Source organism: Caulobacter sp. FV2ps19 (genome assembly GCF_058681035.1).
In genome coordinates, this window is record NZ_CM178729.1 from 2,315,899 (window position 1) to 2,335,759 (window position 19,861).

The 19,861-nt window shown below is 66.5% G+C and carries 20 protein-coding genes; 14 read left to right on the plus strand and 6 right to left on the minus strand.

What is annotated here, in order from left to right:
- Nucleotides 1–13 precede the first annotated feature (13 nt).
- The 10 genes from ntrB (at nucleotide 14) to ACW18B_RS11165 (ending at nucleotide 12,611) form a co-directional block, all read left to right on the plus strand.
- Nucleotides 14–910, plus strand: coding sequence for a nitrate ABC transporter permease (ntrB, locus tag ACW18B_RS11120; RefSeq protein WP_492047108.1), 897 nt, complete (start codon nucleotides 14–16; stop codon nucleotides 908–910).
- A gap of 12 nt (nucleotides 911–922) precedes the next feature.
- A complete protein-coding gene (locus tag ACW18B_RS11125; RefSeq protein ID WP_492051685.1) occupies nucleotides 923–1,708 on the plus strand; it encodes an ABC transporter ATP-binding protein in 786 nt (261 codons plus the stop codon).
- Between the two features lie 232 nt (nucleotides 1,709–1,940).
- Nucleotides 1,941–3,161, plus strand: a complete 1,221-nt coding sequence (locus tag ACW18B_RS11130; RefSeq protein ID WP_492047109.1) for a nitrate/nitrite transporter — start codon at nucleotides 1,941–1,943, stop codon at nucleotides 3,159–3,161.
- A 25-nt stretch (nucleotides 3,162–3,186) separates the two neighbouring features.
- Nucleotides 3,187–5,652, plus strand: coding sequence for a nitrite reductase large subunit NirB (nirB, locus tag ACW18B_RS11135; RefSeq protein WP_492047111.1), 2,466 nt, complete (start codon nucleotides 3,187–3,189; stop codon nucleotides 5,650–5,652).
- Complete coding sequence (nirD, locus tag ACW18B_RS11140) at nucleotides 5,649–6,002, plus strand: nitrite reductase small subunit NirD (protein ID WP_492047112.1); 354 nt, start codon at nucleotides 5,649–5,651, stop codon at nucleotides 6,000–6,002. The genes nirB and nirD overlap by 4 nt, the downstream gene beginning before the upstream one ends.
- On the plus strand, nucleotides 5,995–8,688 hold the full coding sequence (locus ACW18B_RS11145) for a nitrate reductase (RefSeq protein ID WP_492047113.1): 2,694 nt from the start codon (nucleotides 5,995–5,997) through the stop codon (nucleotides 8,686–8,688). Before nirD ends, ACW18B_RS11145 begins: the two co-directional genes overlap by 8 nt.
- Nucleotides 8,678–9,448 carry a uroporphyrinogen-III C-methyltransferase gene (gene cobA, locus ACW18B_RS11150; protein ID WP_492047115.1) on the plus strand — a complete coding sequence of 257 codons (771 nt, stop codon included), beginning with the start codon at nucleotides 8,678–8,680 and terminating at the stop codon, nucleotides 9,446–9,448. Before ACW18B_RS11145 ends, cobA begins: the two co-directional genes overlap by 11 nt.
- 453 nt (nucleotides 9,449–9,901) lie before the next feature.
- Entirely contained in the window at nucleotides 9,902–10,756 is an 855-nt protein-coding gene (locus ACW18B_RS11155; RefSeq protein ID WP_492047117.1) for a YybH family protein, read from the plus strand.
- Nucleotides 10,757–10,815: 59 nt separating this feature from the next.
- A complete protein-coding gene (locus ACW18B_RS11160; RefSeq protein WP_492047118.1) occupies nucleotides 10,816–11,874 on the plus strand; it encodes a sensor histidine kinase in 1,059 nt (352 codons plus the stop codon).
- The gene (locus tag ACW18B_RS11165) at nucleotides 11,871–12,611 is read left to right on the plus strand and encodes a LytR/AlgR family response regulator transcription factor (RefSeq protein ID WP_492047120.1); all 741 of its coding nucleotides are present in this window, start codon (nucleotides 11,871–11,873) and stop codon (nucleotides 12,609–12,611) included. Before ACW18B_RS11160 ends, ACW18B_RS11165 begins: the two co-directional genes overlap by 4 nt.
- 28 nt (nucleotides 12,612–12,639) lie before the next feature.
- On the opposite strand, the gene ACW18B_RS11170 is transcribed toward ACW18B_RS11165, so the two are convergent.
- The 3 genes from ACW18B_RS11170 to ACW18B_RS11180 form a co-directional block, all read right to left on the minus strand.
- Nucleotides 12,640–13,077 (minus strand): DUF6265 family protein, encoded by a 438-nt coding sequence (locus ACW18B_RS11170; RefSeq protein ID WP_492047121.1) that lies wholly within the window; start codon nucleotides 13,075–13,077, stop codon nucleotides 12,640–12,642.
- A gap of 104 nt (nucleotides 13,078–13,181) precedes the next feature.
- Nucleotides 13,182–14,255, minus strand: coding sequence for an alpha/beta hydrolase (locus ACW18B_RS11175; protein WP_492047122.1), 1,074 nt, complete (start codon nucleotides 14,253–14,255; stop codon nucleotides 13,182–13,184).
- A 255-nt stretch (nucleotides 14,256–14,510) separates the two neighbouring features.
- Nucleotides 14,511–15,230: a DUF2786 domain-containing protein gene (locus ACW18B_RS11180; protein ID WP_492047123.1), complete on the minus strand. Its 720-nt coding sequence runs from the start codon at nucleotides 15,228–15,230 to the stop codon at nucleotides 14,511–14,513.
- Nucleotides 15,231–15,367: 137 nt separating this feature from the next.
- Between ACW18B_RS11180 and ACW18B_RS11185 the strand changes: the two genes are divergently transcribed.
- Complete coding sequence (locus tag ACW18B_RS11185) at nucleotides 15,368–15,547, plus strand: hypothetical protein (protein WP_492047125.1); 180 nt, start codon at nucleotides 15,368–15,370, stop codon at nucleotides 15,545–15,547.
- A gap of 3 nt (nucleotides 15,548–15,550) precedes the next feature.
- On the opposite strand, the gene ACW18B_RS11190 is transcribed toward ACW18B_RS11185, so the two are convergent.
- Genes ACW18B_RS11190 through ACW18B_RS11200 form a run of 3 tightly spaced genes read right to left on the minus strand, consistent with a single transcriptional unit; the run spans nucleotide 15,551 to nucleotide 17,255 of the window.
- On the minus strand, nucleotides 15,551–16,171 hold the full coding sequence (locus ACW18B_RS11190; protein WP_492047126.1) for a DUF1190 domain-containing protein: 621 nt from the start codon (nucleotides 16,169–16,171) through the stop codon (nucleotides 15,551–15,553).
- Nucleotides 16,172–16,179: 8 nt separating this feature from the next.
- Nucleotides 16,180–16,593 (minus strand): DUF350 domain-containing protein, encoded by a 414-nt coding sequence (locus ACW18B_RS11195; protein ID WP_492047127.1) that lies wholly within the window; start codon nucleotides 16,591–16,593, stop codon nucleotides 16,180–16,182.
- Nucleotides 16,594–16,613: 20 nt separating this feature from the next.
- Nucleotides 16,614–17,255: a DUF2491 family protein gene (locus tag ACW18B_RS11200; RefSeq protein WP_492047128.1), complete on the minus strand. Its 642-nt coding sequence runs from the start codon at nucleotides 17,253–17,255 to the stop codon at nucleotides 16,614–16,616.
- A 173-nt stretch (nucleotides 17,256–17,428) separates the two neighbouring features.
- Between ACW18B_RS11200 and ACW18B_RS11205 the strand changes: the two genes are divergently transcribed.
- Genes ACW18B_RS11205 through ACW18B_RS11215 form a run of 3 tightly spaced genes read left to right on the plus strand, consistent with a single transcriptional unit; the run spans nucleotide 17,429 to nucleotide 19,793 of the window.
- The gene (locus ACW18B_RS11205) at nucleotides 17,429–17,863 is read left to right on the plus strand and encodes a YjfI family protein (RefSeq protein ID WP_492047129.1); all 435 of its coding nucleotides are present in this window, start codon (nucleotides 17,429–17,431) and stop codon (nucleotides 17,861–17,863) included.
- A gap of 23 nt (nucleotides 17,864–17,886) precedes the next feature.
- On the plus strand, nucleotides 17,887–18,630 hold the full coding sequence (locus ACW18B_RS11210; RefSeq protein ID WP_492047130.1) for a PspA/IM30 family protein: 744 nt from the start codon (nucleotides 17,887–17,889) through the stop codon (nucleotides 18,628–18,630).
- Nucleotides 18,631–18,635: 5 nt separating this feature from the next.
- Entirely contained in the window at nucleotides 18,636–19,793 is a 1,158-nt protein-coding gene (locus ACW18B_RS11215) for a glutathionylspermidine synthase family protein (RefSeq protein ID WP_492047131.1), read from the plus strand.
- Nucleotides 19,794–19,861 lie beyond the last annotated feature (68 nt).

Consider the following 19,861-nt stretch of genomic DNA (forward strand, 5'->3'; position numbering starts at 1 on the left):
GGGGGGCGTGTCCATGACCTTCCCCAAACCCAGTTTCGTCGCCGCCGAGCAGATCAAGGGTTCGGCGGCCTATCTGGCGCCGCGCGAGCCTGCCGCGATGGCCGATCGTTTGGCGTCGCTGCGCCGCCATGCGATCGGCCTGGTCTCGACCGTGCTGCCGCCGCTGCTGACCGTGGCCTTGATCATGCTCGCCTGGCAGGTCTTGTGCGGCGAGTCCTATGAGGGGCTGCCGTCGCCATCGAGGATCTGGCTGGAGTCGCGGGAGCTGATCGTCGATCCGTTGTACGACCACGGCGGTATCGACCAGGGCCTGTTCTGGCAGGTGCTGACCAGTCTCAAGCGGGTAGGCATCGGCTTTTCATTCTCGGCCGTCTGCGGCGTGATGCTGGGCGTGCTGATCGGCTCCAACCGCTGGGCTCACCGGGGGCTGGACCCCATCTTCCAGGTCCTGCGCACCGTGCCGCCCCTGGCCTGGCTGCCGATTTCACTGGCCGCTTTCCACGAAGCCAATCCTTCGGCCTTGTTCGTGATCTTCATCACCTCGATCTGGCCGATCGTCATCAACACGGCGGTGGGCGTGCGCAACATCCCGACCGATTACATCAATGTCGCCAAGGTGCTGCGGCTGTCGCCGACCGAGCACTTCTTCAAGATCCTGTTGCCGGCCACCGCGCCCTACATCTTCACCGGTCTGCGGATCGGCATCGGCATGAGCTGGCTGGCGATCGTCGCGTCCGAGATGTTGCTGGGCGGCGTCGGGGTCGGATTCTTTATCTGGGACCAATACAACTCGTCGCGCATCTCCGACATCATCGTGGCCTTGGCCTGGGTCGGATTGACCGGCTTCTTCCTCGATCGCCTGGTGGCCCTGCTGGGCCACGTCATCTCGCGCGGCGACGCCGCCAGCTAGGGGACCATGACCATGGCAAAGGCCTATCTTTCCATCGAAGGCGTCGGGGTCACCTTCGGCGCGGGCACCGTCCGCTCCGAGGTGCTGACCGGCGTCGATCTGAAGGTCGACAAGGGCGAGTTCGTCTCGATCATCGGCCACTCGGGCTGCGGCAAATCCACCCTGCTCAATGTGGTCGCCGGCCTTGTCCCGGTGACCACCGGCGCGGTGATCCTTGACCGCCAAGAGGTCAACGCGCCGGGCCCGGATCGGGCGGTGGTGTTCCAGAACCACTCGCTCCTGCCGTGGCTGTCGGTGCGCGAGAACGTCAGTCTTGCGGTCGAAAAGGTGTTCGGCAAGACCAAGTCGGCCGCCGAGCGCCGTGACTGGACGCTACACAATCTGGAACTGGTCAAGATGACCCACGCCCTGGACAAGCGGCCCGCTGAGATTTCCGGCGGCATGAAGCAGCGGGTCGGCATTGCCCGTGCCCTGGCCATGGAGCCCAAGGTGCTGCTGCTGGACGAGCCGTTTGGCGCGCTGGACGCCCTGACGCGCGCCCATCTGCAAGACAGCGTCATGGAGATCCACGCGGTGTTGAACAACACGGTGTTGATGGTCACCCACGATGTCGACGAGGCGGCGCTGCTGTCGGACCGCATCGTGATGATGACCAATGGCCCGCGCGCCAACATTGGCCAGGTGCTTGAGGTGGCTCTTGCGAGACCACGTGATCGCCTGGCCGTTGCCGAAAACCCGACCTACATCCATGCCCGCGCGGCGGTGATCGAATTCCTCTACGCGCGTCGAGCCGCCTAGGTTGCTTATAAGTTGGGCGCCTGGATCGCCTATTTGCTGAGCGATCAAGCGCCGGCTGTGGTGTGGGTGCCTGGGGGATCAAGACAGGGTGACACCCATCCCGTCTTGATCCCCTTCTAACGGCAAGCCTTCGGACAACGGCGTTCGTGGCTGCAAGAGAAGACCGCTCGGATGCGGTCACCCGTCGGGCGCAGTCGCCCCTCTCGCAGACACGCAAGACCGAGGCACGCTCATGAATCTCCGCGATTTCGCCAAGGTCGGCCACCCGCCGACCCTTTTCGCCGCCTTCCTCTATTTCGATCTCAGCTTCATGGTCTGGGTGATCCTGGGCCCCCTGGGCGTGGCGATCGCCAAGGACTTCAATCTCGACCCCGCCCAAAAGGGCCTGATGGTCGCGGTGCCGGTGCTGGCGGGCGCGCTCCTGAGGCTGGTCAATGGGGTCCTGGTCGACCGTATTGGTCCCAAGAAGACCGGCATGATCAATCAGATGATCGTGCTGACCGGTCTGGTGCTGGCCTGGGCGGTTGGCATTCACAGCTATCATCAGGTTCTGGCCCTGGGTCTGGTGCTGGGCGTGGCAGGAGCCTCGTTCGCCGTCGCCCTGCCTCTGGCTTCGCGCTGGTATCCGCAGGAATATCAGGGCTTGGCGCTGGGCATCGCGGGGGCCGGCAATTCCGGCACCGCCCTGGCCGCGCTGTTCGCGCCGCTGCTGGCCAAGCACTTTGGCTGGCAGAACGTTATTGGCCTGGCAGCGCTGCCGCTGGCCGTCGCCTTCGTGGTTTACATGCTGATGGCCAAGGACGCTCCGGAGCAACCCGCGCCCAAGAAGCTGGCCGAATATCTCGACGTGCTGAAGGCGCCCGACGCCTGGTGGTTGATGCTGCTCTATTCGGTGACCTTCGGGGGCTTCGTCGGCCTGGCTTCGTCCCTGACCATCTATTTCAATTCTGAATATCACCTGGATCCGGTGATCGCCGGGTTCTTCACCGCCGGCTGCGTGTTCGCCGGGTCGTTCGTGAGGCCGGTGGGCGGGGCGCTGGCCGATCGCTTCGGCGGCGTACGGACCCTGAGCTTTGTGTTCATCCTGGCCGCCATCGGCCTGGCCGCCGTGAGTTTCCAGATGCCCTCGGCCTGGGTTGCCCTGGCCGTGCTGATGATCGCGATGTTGGCCCTGGGGGCCGGCAACGGCGCGGTCTTCCAACTGGCCCCGCAGCGGTTCCGCAAGGAGATCGGCGTGATGACAGGGCTGATCGGCATGACCGGCGGCATCGGCGGCTTCTACCTGGCCTCGACCCTGGGCATGGCCAAGAAGCTGACCGGCTCCTATCAACTCGGCTTTCTCGGCTTCGCGGCCCTGGCGCTGTTGGCCCTCGTCGTCCTGCACAGCCTGAAGGCCCGCTGGCGCTCGGTCTGGCCGACCCTGCAGCCCGACGCCGCCCCGATCCGCGTCTAGTCCTCAGACTTAAGCGAGCAAAGTCATGACCCATCCTCAAAGGGAACGTCTGGTCGTCATCGGCAACGGCATGGCCGGGTGCCGGGCGGTTGAGGAAATCCTCAAGCGCGACCCCAAGCGCTACGAGATCGCCATCTTCGGCGCCGAGCCCCGGGTGAATTACAACCGGATCATGCTTTCGCCGGTGTTGGCGGGCGAGAAGGCCTTCGCTGACATCGTGATCAATGACGAGACCTGGTACGGCGACAACGGCATTGCCCTGCACGCCGGGCGCGCCGTCACCGGCGTCGATCTGGAGCAGCACACGGTCACCAGTGAGGGCGGGTTCCAGCTCGGATATGACAAGCTGATCCTGGCCACCGGGTCCGACCCGTTCCGCCTGCCGCTACCGGGGTCGGACCTGAAGGGCGTGGTGACGTTCCGCGATCTGGACGATGTTGAAGCCATGGTCGCGGCGTCGGTCAAGCCGGGCGCGCGGGCCGTGGTGATCGGCGGCGGGTTGCTGGGCCTTGAAGCCGCCTATGGTCTGGCGCGCCGGGGGATGGGCGCCACGGTCGTCCACCTGATGGACGTGCTGATGGAGCGCCAGCTGGACGAAAGCGCTGGCTTCCTGTTGCGCGAGGCCTTGCTGGAGCGCGGCGTCGAAACGGTGCTGGGGGCCCATTCCGAGGAGATCGTCGGTCAGGACGGCCAGGTCGCCGGCCTGAAGCTGAAAGACGGCCGCGTCCTGCCTTGCGATCTGCTGGTCATGGCCGTCGGCATCCGACCCAACGCCACCCTGGCGCGCGAGGCGGGTCTGGCCGTCAATCGCGGCGTGGTGGTGGATGACGCCATGCGCACCTCCGATCCGGCTGTGTTCGCGGTGGGCGAATGCGCTGAACATCGCGGCAATTGCTACGGCCTGGTCGCGCCCATCTGGGACATGTGCCGCTCGCTGGCCCAGTCGCTCACTGACGGCGAAGGCGCCTATGAAGGCTCGGTGCTTTCGACCCGCCTGAAAGTCTCGGGCGTCGACGTGTTTTCCGCCGGCAAGTTCGCGGGCGGCGAAGGCTGCGAGGACATCGTGTTCCGCGACGCCGGGCGCGGCGTCTACAAGCGCGTGGTCATCGAGGACGGCAAGGTCGCCGGCGCGGTGCTGTTCGGCGACGCCGCCGACGGCGGCTGGTACTTCGACCTCATGCGGGCCGGGACCATGGTCGCCGACATTCGCGACACCCTGATCTTCGGTCAGGCCATCACGGAGGGTTTGTCCGGCCTGGACCCTAATGCGGCCGTTGCGGCCATGCCCGATACGCAGGAAATCTGCGGCTGCAACGGTGTCTGCAAGGGTTCGATCGTCTCGGCCATCACCAGCCAGGGTCTGACGACCCTGGATGACGTGAAGGCGGTCACCAAGGCTTCGGCCTCGTGCGGCTCTTGCACCCCGCTGGTCGAGCAGGTGCTGAAACTGACCTTGGGCGATGGCTTCAAGGCCCAGGTCGGCCCCAAGCCAATGTGCAAATGTACGCACCATCCGCACTCGGCCGTCCGTGAGGCGATCCTGTCTCAGGACCTGAAGTCCATGCCGGCGGTGATGCAGGCCTTGGAATGGACCACACCCGACGGCTGCTCGTCCTGCCGGCCGGCCTTGAACTATTATCTGCTGTGCGCCTGGCCCGCCGAATATCGCGACGACAAGCAGTCGCGCTACATCAACGAGCGGGTCCACGCCAACATCCAGAAGGACGGCACCTACAGCGTTGTGCCGCGCATGTGGGGCGGCATGACAACGCCGGACGAACTGCGGGCCATCGCCGATGTCGCCGACAAGTTCGCCATTCCCGCCGTCAAGGTCACCGGTGGTCAGCGCATCGACCTGCTGGGCGTAAAAAAGGACGATCTGCCGGCCGTCTGGGCCGACCTGAACGCCGCCGGCATGGTCAGCGGCCACGCCTACGCCAAGGGCCTGCGCACGGTGAAGACCTGCGTCGGCACCGACTGGTGCCGGTTCGGCACCCAGGACTCCACGGGCCTGGGCATCCGCCTGGAGAAGTTCCTCTGGGGCTCGTGGGCGCCGGCCAAGGTCAAGCTGGCGGTGTCGGGCTGTCCGCGCAACTGCGCCGAGGCCACTTGCAAGGACTTCGGCGTCGTCTGCGTCGACAGCGGTTACGAGATCCACATCGGCGGCGCGGCGGGCCTGCACATCCAGGGCACCAAGGTTCTGACCCACGTCGGGACCGAGGATGAGGTGGTCTGGGTCATTGCCGCCGCCATGCAGCTCTATCGCGAAGAAGGCTGGTACCTGGAGCGCGTCTACAAGTGGATGGCGCGTGTCGGTCTGGAGGCCATCCAGGCCCAGGTCATCGATCCGGACCAGCGCAAGGCCCTTTACGACCGCTTTGTCTTCTCGCAGCGCTTTGCCCGCATCGACCCCTGGGCCGAGCGCGTGGCCGGTCGCCACAACGAGGAATTCACCCCCATGAGCCGCCGGATGGAGTTCGCTCCCGCATGAACCTCTCCGTCAAACAGCCTGTCTGGATCGATGTCGGCGCCGTCACCGATGTGCCCCGTCGCGGCGCGCGCCGCGTGACCAGCCCGCGCGGCGACATCGCCATCTTCCGCACCGGCGATGGCGAGGTCTTTGCGCTGATGGACGCCTGTCCGCACAAGGGCGGGCCGCTCAGCCAGGGTATTGTCCACGGTCGCGCCGTGGCCTGTCCGCTGCACAACTGGTCGATCGACCTGGCCACCGGCCAGCCGATGGGCGCCGACAAGGGCAAGGGCTGCACCCCTGTGGTCCCGCTGGAAGTGCGCGATGGCAGATTGCTGCTGAGCTTTGCTCTGGTCGAGGCCGATGGCTGACGACGCGGCTGCCCTCTCGGTCAAGACCGCTTGTCCCTATTGCGGCGTCGGCTGCGGCGTGACCGCCGTCGTCACCCGCGACGAGGGCGTGAGCCGGGCGGTGTCGGTGGCCGGCGATCAGGCCCATCCCGCCAATCTGGGTCGCCTCTGTTCCAAAGGGACGGCGTTGGGCGCTACCGTCGGCCTCGAAGGCCGGTTGCTGGAACCGACCATCGGCGGCCGCGTCGCGAGTTGGACTGAAGCGACGACCCTGGTCGCCAAGCGCTTTAGCGATACGATCGCCAAGCACGGACCCGACAGCGTCGCCTTCTACGTCTCGGGTCAGTTGCTGACCGAGGACTACTACGTCGCCAACAAGCTGATGAAGGGCTTCATTGGTTCGGGCAATATCGACACCAACAGCCGGCTCTGCATGGCCTCGGCCGTCGCGGCCCACAAACAGGCCTTCGGCGCCGACCTGGTGCCGGGTTGCTATGAAGACCTCGACCTTGCCGATCTGGTTGTGTTCAGCGGCCATAACGCCGCCTGGACCCATCCGGTGCTCTATCGGCGCATGGAGGCGGCCCGGGCGCGCGGCCAGAAGCACGTGGTCATCGATCCGCGCCGCACCGACACCGCCGAGGGCGCCGATCTGCACCTTGCCATCGCGCCGCAAAGCGATGTGCGCCTATGGACCGGCCTGCTGGCCGACCTGATCCGGCGCGGCGCGATCGATCGCAACTATATCGCCGCCCATGTGAACGGCTTTGACGCGGTCGAGGCGGCCCTGGGCGAACTCGACCAGTCGCCTCAGGCGGTCGCCGCCGACTGCGGTCTGGCGCTGGTCGACCTGCTGACCTTTTTCGATCTGTTCGCCGGCCATCCCAGGACGGTCAGTCTGTTCTCGATGGGAGCCAACCAGTCGGCCCAGGGCGTGGCCAAGGGGCTGTCGATCCTCAATGTCCATCTGGCCACCGGTCGCATCGGAAAGCCTGGGGCCTGCCCGTTCTCGATCACCGGCCAGCCCAACGCCATGGGCGGGCGGGAAACCGGCGGCATGGCCAACACCCTGGCCGGCCATATGGACTTCGAGCCGACCGACCGGGATCGCGTCGCCCGCTTCTGGGGTGCGCCCGACACCGCGCGCAAGCCGGGTCTGAAGGCCGTCGACATGTTCGAGGCGGTGCATGACGGCCGGATCAAGGCGATCTGGGTGATGGCCACCAACCCGGCCGTCTCGATGCCTGACGCCGGCCGGGTGCGCGAGGCCCTGGCCAAGTGCCCGTTCGTGGTCGTCTCCGACTGCATCGCCGACACCGACACCAGCGCCTTCGCCCATGTGAAGCTGCCGGCCCTGGCCTGGGGCGAGAAGGACGGCACGGTCACCAATTCCGAACGTCGCATCTCGCGTCAGCGGCCCTTGTTCGCCGCGCCGGGCAAGGCGCGCGCCGACTGGAAGATCATCGCCGACGTCGCCCTGGCCATGGGCCATGACGGTTTCGGCTGGTCGAGCCCCGCCAGCGTGTTCCGCGAATGGGCGCGCCTGACGGCCTATGAGAATGACGGCCGCCTGCTCGACCTTTCGGGTCTGACCGGCATCGATCCGGAGGGCTATGTCGGCCTGAAGCCGGTGCAGTGGCCGGTCAGAGCCGACGGGCAGGGCGCGCCGCGTCTGTTTGTCGACGGCCGCTTTCAGACCCCTGATGCTCGCGCCCGAATGGTCCCGACCCTTCCGAAGGGGCCTGCCGACGCCGTCAGCGACGCCTATCCACTATCACTCAATACGGGCCGCATCCGCGACCAGTGGCACACCATGACCCGTACGGGTCTCGCGCCCGACCTGTGCCGCCACGCGCCCGAGCCCTTTGTCGAGATGCATCCGGTCGACGCCGAGGCCGCCGGCGTCAAGGACGGGGCTCTGACCCGGGTCCTGACCGCGCTTGGCGAAGCCGTCGTGATTGCCAGGGTCACCGACCGGCAACGCCCCGGCGACCTGTTCATGCCCATGCACTGGACCGCCGCCTTCGCGCCGTCAGGGCGATCCAATGGCCTGATCGCGCCGAATATCGACCCAATCTCCGGTCAGCCGGAATTCAAACACACCCCAGCCCGGATCCGGGCCTATCGCGAAACCTGGAAGGGCTTCTTTCTGTCGCGCGACAGTCTCAGCGCGCCCGCCGGCCAGGATCTCGTATGGCGACGTATCCCGCGGGAGGCCTGTCAGCAGCATGAGTTCGCGGGGCGTGGCGACCAGGCCCAACGCGAGGTCGTCCGCAAGGTGCTGTCAAAAAGACTGGTCGGCGAGTTGGTGGCCTATGAGGATGCCGGTTCCGGTGCGCGTCGCGAGGCCTGGGTGCGCGACGGGCGATTGGCGGCGGTGCTGTTCATGACCACCAGCGGAGCCCTGCCGTCGCGTGACTGGCTGGCCGAGCTGTTCACCGCGCCGCTGCTGGGCGCCCAGGCGCGCTCGGCCCTGCTGTTTGGCCGTCCACCTGGCGCACCAGTCGACAAGGGCGCTTTGGTCTGCGCCTGCCTGAAGGTGGGCGCCAAGACTATCCAGGCCGCCATCTCGGCCGGCGCCGTCAATCCCGACGCCGTGGGCGTGGCCACCGGGGCGGGGACCAATTGCGGCTCCTGCCGGCCCGAGATCGCCCGGATGATCGCCGCTTCCCTCAAGCTCGCCAAGGAGACCGTCGATGTCGCATGATCCAAAGCCCGGCTGCGTCCTGCTCGTCGGCGCAGGCCCCGGTCCCGTCGATCTGATGACGTTGCGCGCGGTGCGGGCGGTCGAGAGCGCCCAGGCCCTGCTGTACGACGCCCTGATCTCCGAGGAGGCCACAGCTCTCGCGCCGCCGGGCTGCATCCGGATCGAGACCGGCAAGCGCTCCGGCCGTCCCAGCATGAGCCAGGACGCCATCAATCGCCTGGCTTTGCGCCTGGCGCGCAAAGGCCTGCGGGTGGTGCGCCTGAAGGGCGGAGATCCCTCGATCTTCGGTCGGGTCGGCGAAGAGGCGGACTATCTGCGGCGCTTCGGGATCGCGGTCGAGGTGGTCCCCGGCGTCACTGCCGCCTGCGCGGCGGCTGCGCAGTTCGGCTTCCCGCTCACGCATCGTGGCCAGGCCCGGCGAGTGATCTTCGCTACCGCGCGAGTCGAAGGCGCTGGCGCGGTCAGCGACTGGCAGCTGGGCGCCGATCCCGAAGCCACCTTGGCCATCTATATGGGCGGCGAAGCGGCTTCATCTCTGGCGCTCGCGCTTCTTCTGCAGGGGAGGGTTCCGACAACGTCGGTCGCGATCATGGAGAGCGTCGGTGGATCGAACGCCAGACTGACCACTGTGACCCTTGGGGAACTTGCCCAAGTCGGAGCCTCGACGTCGGGTGGCCCGCTTCTGATCGTTATCGGCGATGTTGTCTCCGCTGTCGCAGAAGCTTTGGTCCACGAGGCGCCGAAGAGGGCGTCCGCTTGAGTGGCAGGCTGATGTCGCTGTTGTCCGTCAACCGAACGTCGCCCTCCTGAGGCGGTTCGAGAGTCCGGAATTGGCGCAGCTTTCACATCGCTGGCCGGCAACCTCCGCCGCGCAATGGCCATCCGGAATTGCGGTGTCGTTGGGTTGTCCGTTTCCTATGCTCGCGACGAGCCGAGGCCAGCCATCGTCCCGCTCACGGAAAGCCCGATCCCGTTTGACCGTTCCGGCTTGTCCGCCGCCTGGTGTCACGCGCTCTGGAACCAAGACGGACATCCAGGAGCCCCGGACATGATGGGCGATCAATCCCAAAAGCCCGGCCTTCTCAGCAGGAGGAGGTTGGTGGCGCTCGCCGCGGCCGGGTCGCCGCTGATCGCGATCCTTGCGTCGCCCCCGGCCCGATCTGCGGTCGCCGCGACCAAGGCAGCCGGGGCGGAGCCGCCACGACAGGTTCCCGTGGCGTTGGCCGCGGAGATCCAACGCCGGAACGCCGACCTCTCGGCGGCCTGGCTGAGCGGGGATGTCGAGCGGCGAATGGCCCACTACGCCGCCGACAGCATCAGCAATCCCGATTACCAGCCTCGACTGTACGGCCCAGGTTCGATCGCCCGCTACTATCGGGTCCTGGCGTCTCGTCAGCGGGTCAGCGCCCATGCCCGTCGCACGACCGAGATCCTTTCGCTTGATGATGAAAGCGCGCTGGAACTTGGGCGCTTCGATCTTATCTACCCCCTCCTGGCGGACGGGGCGTCGCATAGCCTTCAAGGTCGGTACGCGAACCTGTGGCGTCGCCAAACCGACGGCGCCTTGAAGCTGAAGGCCGAAGTCTGGGGCTATTTCGAGCGGATCGACAATCCCGCCTCCCATAGCCTGGGCGAACGCGAGACGGCGGGCCGCGCGGCCCCGCCGGGCGACCCGGCGGTCGAGGCCGAACTTGGCAGGCTCAACGCCCTCGACGCCGAAGCGGTCAAGACCCACGACGCCGCCGCGAAGATCGCCCGCTATGCCGACGACGCCATCTTCATGCCCTACGCGGATACGCCCAAGGTCGGGATCGATGAGATTCGAACCCATCTGGTTCGCTACACCGAACAGGGCCGAGTCGTGGTCTTCGAGTCGGTCAAGGTCTGGAATGAGGGCTTCGAGGTGCTGGACGGCTACGTGGTCGAGTATCCCAAGTTCGAGGTGCGCTGGCGCAACGGCGCGGATTCTGGGATCGTCTCGGGCGGAGGTCTTCGGCTGTGGCGGCGGCAAGCCGACGGCGCGCTGAAGATGTTCCGCCAGATCGCGACCCACGACCATCGGGCCTAGCGCCGGGAAAGCCGTCTCGGCCCCCGGGCCAGGCCGCCCAGGATCAGGAGCATCGTCGGATGAACGTCGTGAGCCGTGGCCGACGTTACGCGCTTTGGGGCGCCGCCCTGGCGGGCGTCTGGTCGATCGTGGCGCTGCTCAATTCCTGGCAATGGTACATGGGCGGCCTCGTGACGGGCCAGGATCCCAAATGGCTGGAGCTTCTTGGTTACTCGGTCGCCGGTAACAGCATCTGGGCGCTTCTGACGCCGCTGGTGGTCGCCTTCGCCCGTCGCACGCCCTTCGATCCGCGACGCGGCGTCCGGTTCTTCATCGTGCATCTGGCGGCGGGCGTCGGCTTCGCTCTGCTGCAGACGGCGCTCTATGTCGCCCTCATGTGGGCGCTGGGCGCCGAGGCGCCGGGCCGGATGCTCGTGCAGAAGCTGTCGGGAAATTTCCAGATCAATCTGCTGATCTACGCGATCATTGTCGCCCTCGTGGTCGGCGCGCGAGCCTATCGCGCGCTCCGCGACCGGGAGGTGGCGGGCGCGCGCATGGAGGCGCGGCTGGCGGAGGCCGAGAGCGCGGCGCTGCGCGCGCAACTGCAGCCGCACTTTCTGTTCAACACCCTCAACGCGATCTCGGCGCTGGTCGAGGATGAGCCGCGCCGGGCCCGACGCCTGATCGCCAAGCTGGGCGACTTGCTGCGCCTGTCCATTGAGGAACATCGCGCGCCGCAAAGCGCGTTTGGCGACGAGCTGGATTTCACCGAGGCCTATCTCGCCATCGAGCAGGCGCGGCTCGGGCCAAGGCTGCGGGTCGTCCGCGATGTCGCGGACGACGCCTTGACCTGTCTGGTGCCGACCCTGCTGCTCCAGCCCCTGGTGGAGAACGCCGTTCGCCATGGAATCTCGCCCCTGGTGGAGGGCGGCACGGTGACGATCGCCGCCAGGGTGGTCGACGGGCGGCTGCATGTGACCGTGGCCGACGACGGCAAGGGCGCCGGCGCGATCGTCGAGCGTGTGGGGCTGGGCAACGCGCGCCGACGACTGCGACAGCTGTATGGCGACCACCATTCCCTGGAGATCGACACGGCCCCGACGGCGGGGTTCAGGGTCGTGCTGGTGACGCCGCGATGATCCGGACACTGATCGTCGACGACGAACCTCTGGCCCGGCGGCGTGTCGCGACCCTGCTGCGCGCGCAACCGGATTTCGAGGTCGTCGGCGAGGCGGCGCACGGGGCGTCGGCCATCGCCCAGATCGAGACGGCGCGACCCGACCTTGTCTTCCTCGACGTCCAGATGCCGGAGGTGACCGGCTTCGACGTCGTCGAGGCGGTCGGCGTCCAGGCGATGCCGATCACCGTCTTCGTGACCGCCCACGACGCCTTCGCCGTTCGCGCCTTCGAGGTGCAGGCCATCGACTATCTGCTCAAACCCTTCGGCGACGGCCGGTTCGCGCAGGTCCTCGAACGGGTGCGCCGGCAGGCAGCCTCCGGCTCCGGACCGGCGGGCGCCTTGACCTCGCTGCTGGCCAGCGTTCCCCGGACGCCCCGGCTGGTGGCGCGCGGCAACGGCGTGGCCCGGATCATTCCGCTGGAGGACGTCCATTGGATCGGCGCGGCCGGCAACTATGCGGAGGTCCATACGGCCGCGCGGGCGCTGCTGATCGACGAGTCGATCGCTTCTCTGGCGGCCCGCCTGCCGGCGCAGGCCTTCGCGCGCATCCATCGCGCCGTGATCGTGCGCCTGGACGCCATTGCCGAAGTTCGCGCCGGATCGCACGGCGACGGCGCGCTGCGCCTGACCAGCGGCGTCGAGCTGAGGATCAGTCGCCGCTATCGCGAGGCTGTCTGGCGCTATCTGGGCGCCTGACCCGGGCCATACGGCCAGAAGCGTCAAGTCATTTGCGACGGAAGGGTATGACGAGCGTGTCGCCCTCTTCCTGGCCGGCCCGGTTGAGGAAATAGACCGTGAAGCTGTCCGGGCCCGCTTGGGAAAAGGTGATGCCGTCGAAGAACAGGGTCTTGGCGTCCCGGTCGACCAGGGGGCGGTCGATATAGGCGTTCTGCGCCTCCCAGCCGGCGAGAAGCGGCGTGAAGTGCTTGACCCGAACGGTGACGGTGTCCCCTGCCTGCGCGAACACGCTGATCTCGTAGAAGATCACGCCGCTCGGGCTCACCGCGCGAACAAAGCCGGGCATGTGACCGAACTTCGGGCTCAGAATGACATGCTCGACGGGGCCTTCGGGCATGTCGCCGATCCAATGCCCCTCAAGCCAGGCCAGCTCGGTGATGCTGGTCGGCGGCCCGGAGGCGCCCTTGGCTAGCAGTTTGATCATGGACCGTGGCGTCGCCACGGCGACCTGGGCGAAGGATGGCGACGCGGCGATGAGCATTGAGGCCACCACGAGCGCCTCAAGCCCGCGGCGGATGGGGCAGGGGCTCATCGCGAAGCTGCATCGAAGACCAGATGGCGGGCGAAGAACGGCAGGACGTCAGTATAGACCCGGCCGTTCTCGCCCCAGTGGCGATCGCGGAAGCCGCCCCCATGCTCCTCGGCCTCGTGCGGCACGCCGTATTCGTCGAGCAGATGGGCGAAGGCCTGATTGCCGTAGACGTGGTCGACGATGGGGTCGGCCCGTCCCCAGTCGAATTTGAAGCCTCTGAGCGTCTTCAGGTTCTCGGCATGGGACGGGAGCTGCGCCGAGAGGCTGAAATGGTCGTGGAACCGCGCCATGACGGCGGTGTTGACCACTACGCGACCCTCCACGCTGCGCGCCGGGGGATCGAAGAATAGCGGGGGCCGGTGCGGGGCGGGCAGGAAGGCCTGATAGATCGACGTGAAGATCCGCGAAAAGCCGTCGTCGCCCAGGTCGTCCAGCGATCGCGCCCGCGCCAGCCGCTCCCAGTTGGGTCGGCTGTAGGTGGTCTGGAGCCCCCGGCCCGCGCCGAGGGGCTGCATCCCATAGACCGCGCCGAACACCTCGGGATGTCGCATGCCGAAGCGGATCGCGCCGTAACCGCCGGCGCCGTCCCCGACCACGCCGCGAGAGTTCCGGTTCGCCAACGTCCGGTATTGGGCGTCGATATAGGGAACCAGCTCGCCGACCATGAAGTCTTCCCAGTTCCCGGTGGCGGGGGAGTTGACGTACCAGGCGCTGCCGGCCGGGGTCGAGAAGTCCGCCGTGACGACGATGACGTCGCCGATCACGCCCTGGCCGATCGCGCGGTCGAACAGCGCCTTGGCGCCATGGTTCGCGAAGGGGGCCGTCTGATCTTCAAAGAAGGGGTTGAGATAGTAGAGCACCGGAAAGCGCTTTTGCCCGCCTGAATAGCCGGGCGGCAAATAGATCATCAGACCGCGCAGCGGGGAGACGCCGATCTTGCTGTCGACGAAGTTCTTTGATCGCAATTCGGTCGCGATCAGTCGCCCCGACGGCTGGCCGACCGCCGCCGAACCGACGCAGAGCGTCAGTAAAAAACAGAAAGAAGCACACAGTCCGCGCCACCCGTACATGCCAACCCTCCCTCGCCGTGACGCTCAAGAGGGGCGCCGCGAAGAGCTCCGTCGCAACCGTCCCTTGCCAGGCGGGATCGACGGCGCCGTGGGCGGGACCCCACGTCTCGGCGAGGAGGCGTGGGCCATACCCGAGGCCAGCGCTGAACGTCCGGAATCTGGAGCGGTCCCAAGGGCCGCTATTGGCGCGTCGTCACCCTTGGTGGACGGGTGTAGACGGGTTTGCGCTCCCCCTGTCGGGACCTCCAGCGGTCGCTACGGGGTTTCCCGGGTTCCGGGATTGATGGCTAAGGACGCGCCTGCGGCGCCGCCAGCGTCGTATGCCTTCGGTGACACCATGCGGGTAGGGCGGCGCACCGTCCTCAGCTTCAGATCAAGCTTATGGAGTTCGGCGTCGATGATCGCCGACTTGAGAACGACGAGATCTCGCCCGGTATTGTTATTGGCCACGTCACGCCCGGCCTTCATCACGGTCAATTTGTCTGCGATGGACGCGACCATCCCCAGCGTGAAGGAGGCGTTCGCCAGGTGTCGCTCTTGATGCCGAAACCGCTGATAGGCGGTTGTGGTCTTATACCGGCCAAGCTCGGTTCGAACGGCGCTGTTGATCAGTTCGGTCAGGTAGTGTGCGGCTTCGATATCGGAGCGAAGGCCAAAGAAGACGTATCGCGGATCGCCTGTCGGGGTTTTCTCGCGCCAAACCCGGCAATCGCAGAAATGCGCGATGGCGCTGATGCAGTCGCCCAGCGGTATGCGCTTGTTGAGCTTGGTCGAATATTCGCGTCGCTCGCACGCAGCATCACGGATTTCGATGTCGGTCAGCGACAAGTCGTACCGATCGAGCAGCTCGGCGACCTTGTTGGCGGCAGACAAGGCTTCGTCTTCGGTGCAGCCGTTGTCCGTCGTTTTAGCGCGTAGACCCTGGATGCGTGTCTTGAGCTTATCGAGGGCTGCGAGGTCGGGATTTTCTTTCACGGATGAGTCCCGAAAAGCCGACTTTCGGCGACACCGACGCCAGCCCCTCAGGGCGCCGACGCTGTCCTTCTAGCTGACGTCGGCGGCTCATCCCAGCGCCTCCCTCGAATGTCGTGTTCCTGGAGCGGTCCCAACGCATGCTGCTGGCGCACGATCGCCAAGCGCTGGAGACCACCTACTGGACCGACCCGCTGGTTTTCTATGCGGGTCGTTATGGGAAACGCGCTTCCGGCCTCAGGACGGATACGACCGAGCGTCATTGCCTTTCATTGCGATATCGGAGTTTGTTGACCGGCGAGGCTGTCGTTGATCGCTAGCCCTCACCCCCCAAATGAACGCCCGCCGCCGAAGCCGCTTCGAGAGATAACTGAACTACGACTCTGAACCCGCGTCGGGGCATCTGCCTGCGAAGGCAAGTTGAAGCTCTCGGACCGCACCCGCGTGCGGCCGGTGACATAATCGCGCGAGAGCGGATAGCCGCTGCCGCCATAATAGGTCCCGTTCCGATCGCGATACATCGGTGCGCCGCGATAGCCGCCGCCCATGTTGTTCAGCGCCTGGCCGATGATGAAGCCGGTCAGCAGCGGGGTGAAGAAGCTGCCGCCCTGGCTGGAGCGCGGCACGCACTGGTCGACGCCATAGCGCGCCTCGCAGCTTTGCTGATCGCTGAACTTGGGGGCGTTCTCGGCGCTATCCTTCTGGGCCTGGGCCAGCGTGGTTTCGCACTGCTGGGCGGTGAAGTCGCCCGAGGCCTTGCACTCGTCCAGGCTGGTGAAGGTGCGGGCCTCGACGGCCCGGCCCGCCTCTGCGGCCGGCGGATCGCCCCATTGGGTGACGGCGGGTGAGTTGTCGCAGGCGGTGATCGACACCGCCGCCCCGGCCATCAGGGTGGTCAGGGTCAGGCTGCGCGAGCGCTTCAGGCGTTTGGTCTGATCGGTCATGGCGCGGCTCACGACGTCATGCAGGCGGCGTTGAGCAGGCCCACCGCGATGGAGATGCTGGCCAGATAGACGCCGGCCGCCAGTTCGCCCCGCTCGATGCGGGCGGCGACGTCCTTCATCACCACCACGCGGATCAGGGTGAAGGCGGCGATCTGGATCACGCCGGCCAAGGCGGCCCAAGCGCAGAATTCGACCAGTGACACCGTGTGGCTGAGCGCCGACGCCAGGGGGAGCACGTAACCCACCAGCGCTCCGCCCAAGGCCAGGGCGGCGGCGACATTCCCTTCTCGGATCAGCTGGCCCTCATGATAGGGCGTCACCCACTGATAGATGACCTTGAAGGCCACGGTGAACAGGCCAGCGGCGATGAAGGCCACCAGGAAGGCCAGGGCGCTGGTTGTAAACCCTTGAAGATCGAACATGGGTCTTTCCGTCTTTCTGTTCAGGCTTTGAATTCGCCGGCTTCCAGCGGGATGCCCAGCATGATCTCGAATGAGACCTCTTTGTCTTCGGTCTCCTGCTCGATGGCGAGCAGCAATTCACGGCCGTCGCCCTGAAGGTCGCGGCCGAACAGCATGCAGGTCTGGAAGATGCGGCGGTCGGGAATGCCGTCCCGGTCGTCGTGCAGATCTTCCCAGAAAGTCACGGGATCTTGGCTTTCGGCCTCGTCGCCGAACCACAGGCGGGGATAGTCGGCGAGGCCCTTGGCGGTGAACACGCGGGCCTTCAGGCGAGCCAGCCAAGCGTCGCGGTCGGCTCGGCCGCCGGGATAGGCGCTATCCCACGCCATGAATACTGTCATGTCGCTCAGGCGCTGGCCTTCGCGATCGTCGGACACCGCCTGGAGCATCACGTGGTCGTCGGTGTAGAAGCGATGGACGAACCCGCCGTCCTTGAGTTCCACCAGACCTTGGGCGGTGATCTCCAGCGTATCGCGATCCAGAGCGAACCGGGTGTCTCCGCCGAACCGCCGCCAGGCCAGGGTGTCGAGCCACACCGTCCGACCCAGGGTGACATTGCGGATAATGGGCAAGGCCGGCGCGGCGAGCGCGGCGTCCTTGCGTCCGAAAAGCTTGCTGAACATCAAACGGACCCGATCGGCACAACGCCCCCTTCCTGTACGACGCCAAGCCCACTAGCAAAAGGGGGCGGGCCATTACCAACTTGTCATGCCCGATGATCGTGCGGCGCTCTCGACGACTGGTGTTCGCCCTCCCATCTTGTATGAAACGCCACGCCCTTCGAGGATGATGCCCTATGACGACCCCCGCCTGGACTGTTCGCGCGCTAAAGACCGCCCTATCGGATGGCCTCAGCGACGCCATGACAGCCAAGATCGTGGAAGGCGCCGATCCCATCCTGCTGGTGACCATGCATGATCATGGCGACTTGGAGATCTTTGTCAGCGTCAGCGACCAGCAGATCGCCGCCTCGGTGCTGTTGTGGCCGGTCGACGAGCAGGAAGACAGGCACGCCTTCAACGAGTTCCTACTGAAGGCCCAGAAGCTCGTGCCGCTATCGAACTTCGGCATCAGCAGCGTCGGCGACCGCGATTTCTACGAGCTGTTCGGCGAACTGGCCCCGTCCTCGTCGCTGGACGACATCCTGATCGAGCTGCGGGTGCTGGCCGAGAACGCCATCGAGGCGGCCTCCGACCTTCGCTCGTCCTTCAACCCCACCCCCGCCGCCTAAAGTCGCGAACCCGGAGACTCCCCATGTCCATCTGGAACAAGCTGTTCACCCTGGGCCGCGCTGGCGCGCATGAAGCCTCGGCCGCCGTCGTCGACGCCAATGCGCTGCGGATCCTGGATCAGGAAATCCGCGACGCCGACACCGCCCAGGGTAAGGCGCGCGACGACATGGCCACCCTCGTCGCCCGTCGCCGGATTCTGGAGAAGGAAGTCTCCAGCTTCCGAGATCAGGTGACCAAGTACGAGGGCTCGGCCCGCGCCGCCGTCGGCAAGGGCGACATGGACCTGGCGCGCCAGGTGGCCCAGCGCATCGCCGACCTCGAAGCCGACATCGCCCTCAAGGAGCCCCAGATCGGCGACATGCGCGCCGCCGAGGATCAGCTTCACACCGCCATCACCGCCACCGACCGCCGCATCGAGACCCTGCGTCGCGAGGTCGAGGTCGTGAAGGTCAACGAGTCCGTCCAGAAGGCCCAGGCCTCGGTCGCGGCGCGTGGCGCGGGCGCCGGCTCGTCGTTGGGCTCGGCCGCCGACAGCCTCGCGCGCATCAAGGAACGCCAGGCCATTCGCGGCGAACGTATCAAGGCGGCCGGCGAACTGGAAGACCGCCGCACGGGCGCCGATCTGGACGAAAAGCTGCGCCTAGCCGGCATCGGCCCAGGCCAGTCCTCGGCCGATGACATCCTGGCGCGCCTGGCCGCGCCGGCCGCCGCGCCGCTGCAGATCGAGCAGAAGGCCGCCGATCCCGCCAAGCCAAGCGACGCCTAGACCGCGTGCGCCGACTTGACCTGACACCGCGAGCCGACTGGCAGGCGAAAGCCGACGCCGTGGGCTTCGTCTACCATCACACCGATGGCCAGGCCTATTGGGACGAGTCCGCAGCCTACGCCTTCACCCTGGCCCAGATCGAGGACGATCTGGAGCCGGCGGCGGCCGACCTGCATGAGCTTTGCCTGGACCTGGTCGACGAGGTCGCCGGCAGCGAAGTCCTGATGACCCGCTTGGCGATCCCGGCCGAGCACCAGGACTTCGTGGCCGCCTCCTGGCGCGCCAAGGCGCCGTCGCTCTATGGCCGATTCGACTTCGGCTATGATGGCGTGAGCAAGCCCAAGCTCTACGAATACAACGCCGACACCCCGACCAGCGTCTTCGAGGCCGCCACCTTCCAGTGGCTCTGGCTCGAGGAGCTGTTGGCCTCGGGCGCCTTGCCGGCCGGGACCGACCAGTTCAACAGCCTGTTCGAGGCGTTGCGCGACCGATTCAAGACGTTGTTCCCCAGCGGCGGCTTCGTCCATTTCGCCAGCGACGCCCAGGCGGTCGAGGATCGCCAGACGGTGCGGTTCTTCGAAGACCTGGCGACGCAGGCGGGCCTCGATCCTAAGTTCGTCGCCATCGACGATATCGGGCTTAATGGCGAGGGGCGCTTCGTGGACACCGACGGCTTCGAGCTGCAGGCGGCGTTCAAGCTCTATCCCTGGGAATTCATGCTGCGCGAGCCCTATGCCGCGCACCTGAAGACCGCCGCAGTGCGCTGGATGGAGCCGGCCTGGAAGGCGATCCTGTCCAACAAGGGCATCCTGCCCTTGCTATGGGAGCGTCACCCCGGGCATCCCAATCTGCTGGAAGCCTATTTCGAGGGCGACCCCGCCGCCTCGGCCCTCGGGCCGCGCCACGTGCGCAAGCCGCTGTTCTCGCGCGAGGGCGCCAATATCGAGATCGTCGGCGGCGACGAGCCGGTTCTGGACCAGGGCTATGGCGAGGAAGGCGCTGTGCTGCAGGCCTATCATCCGCCGCCCGAGTTCGCCGGCAAGCGGCCGGTGATCGGCGCCTGGATCGTCGGCAACGCGCCGGCCGGCATCGGCGTGCGCGAGGACGACAGCGTCATCACCAAGAACCTCGCGCGGTTCGTACCGCATGTGATCGAAGCCTAGCGACGTCTAGTCCATACATGCCCAACTGAACGTCGCATTTCCGGAGGCGACCCAAGGGCAGCTCATGG

Excerpts from the sequence above, each read along its gene's own strand:
- ACW18B_RS11125 (WP_492051685.1), top strand. The coding sequence starts at position 923 with ATGGCAAAGGCCTATCTTTCCATCGAAGGCGTCGGGGTCACCTTCGGC.
- cobA (WP_492047115.1), top strand. The coding sequence starts at position 8,678 with ATGTCGCATGATCCAAAGCCCGGCTGCGTCCTGCTCGTCGGCGCAGGC.
- ACW18B_RS11210 (WP_492047130.1), top strand. The coding sequence starts at position 17,887 with ATGTCCATCTGGAACAAGCTGTTCACCCTGGGCCGCGCTGGCGCGCAT.
- ACW18B_RS11185 (WP_492047125.1), top strand. The coding sequence starts at position 15,368 with ATGCTGCTGGCGCACGATCGCCAAGCGCTGGAGACCACCTACTGGACC.
- ACW18B_RS11170 (WP_492047121.1), bottom strand. The coding sequence starts at position 13,077 with ATGATCAAACTGCTAGCCAAGGGCGCCTCCGGGCCGCCGACCAGCATC.
- ACW18B_RS11175 (WP_492047122.1), bottom strand. The coding sequence starts at position 14,255 with ATGTACGGGTGGCGCGGACTGTGTGCTTCTTTCTGTTTTTTACTGACG.
- ACW18B_RS11160 (WP_492047118.1), top strand. The coding sequence starts at position 10,816 with ATGAACGTCGTGAGCCGTGGCCGACGTTACGCGCTTTGGGGCGCCGCC.
- nirB (WP_492047111.1), top strand. The coding sequence starts at position 3,187 with ATGACCCATCCTCAAAGGGAACGTCTGGTCGTCATCGGCAACGGCATG.
- ACW18B_RS11205 (WP_492047129.1), top strand. The coding sequence starts at position 17,429 with ATGACGACCCCCGCCTGGACTGTTCGCGCGCTAAAGACCGCCCTATCG.
- nirD (WP_492047112.1), top strand. The coding sequence starts at position 5,649 with ATGAACCTCTCCGTCAAACAGCCTGTCTGGATCGATGTCGGCGCCGTC.
- ACW18B_RS11130 (WP_492047109.1), top strand. The coding sequence starts at position 1,941 with ATGAATCTCCGCGATTTCGCCAAGGTCGGCCACCCGCCGACCCTTTTC.
- ACW18B_RS11190 (WP_492047126.1), bottom strand. The coding sequence starts at position 16,171 with ATGACCGATCAGACCAAACGCCTGAAGCGCTCGCGCAGCCTGACCCTG.
- ACW18B_RS11165 (WP_492047120.1), top strand. The coding sequence starts at position 11,871 with ATGATCCGGACACTGATCGTCGACGACGAACCTCTGGCCCGGCGGCGT.
- ntrB (WP_492047108.1), top strand. The coding sequence starts at position 14 with ATGACCTTCCCCAAACCCAGTTTCGTCGCCGCCGAGCAGATCAAGGGT.
- ACW18B_RS11200 (WP_492047128.1), bottom strand. The coding sequence starts at position 17,255 with ATGTTCAGCAAGCTTTTCGGACGCAAGGACGCCGCGCTCGCCGCGCCG.
- ACW18B_RS11145 (WP_492047113.1), top strand. The coding sequence starts at position 5,995 with ATGGCTGACGACGCGGCTGCCCTCTCGGTCAAGACCGCTTGTCCCTAT.
- ACW18B_RS11195 (WP_492047127.1), bottom strand. The coding sequence starts at position 16,593 with ATGTTCGATCTTCAAGGGTTTACAACCAGCGCCCTGGCCTTCCTGGTG.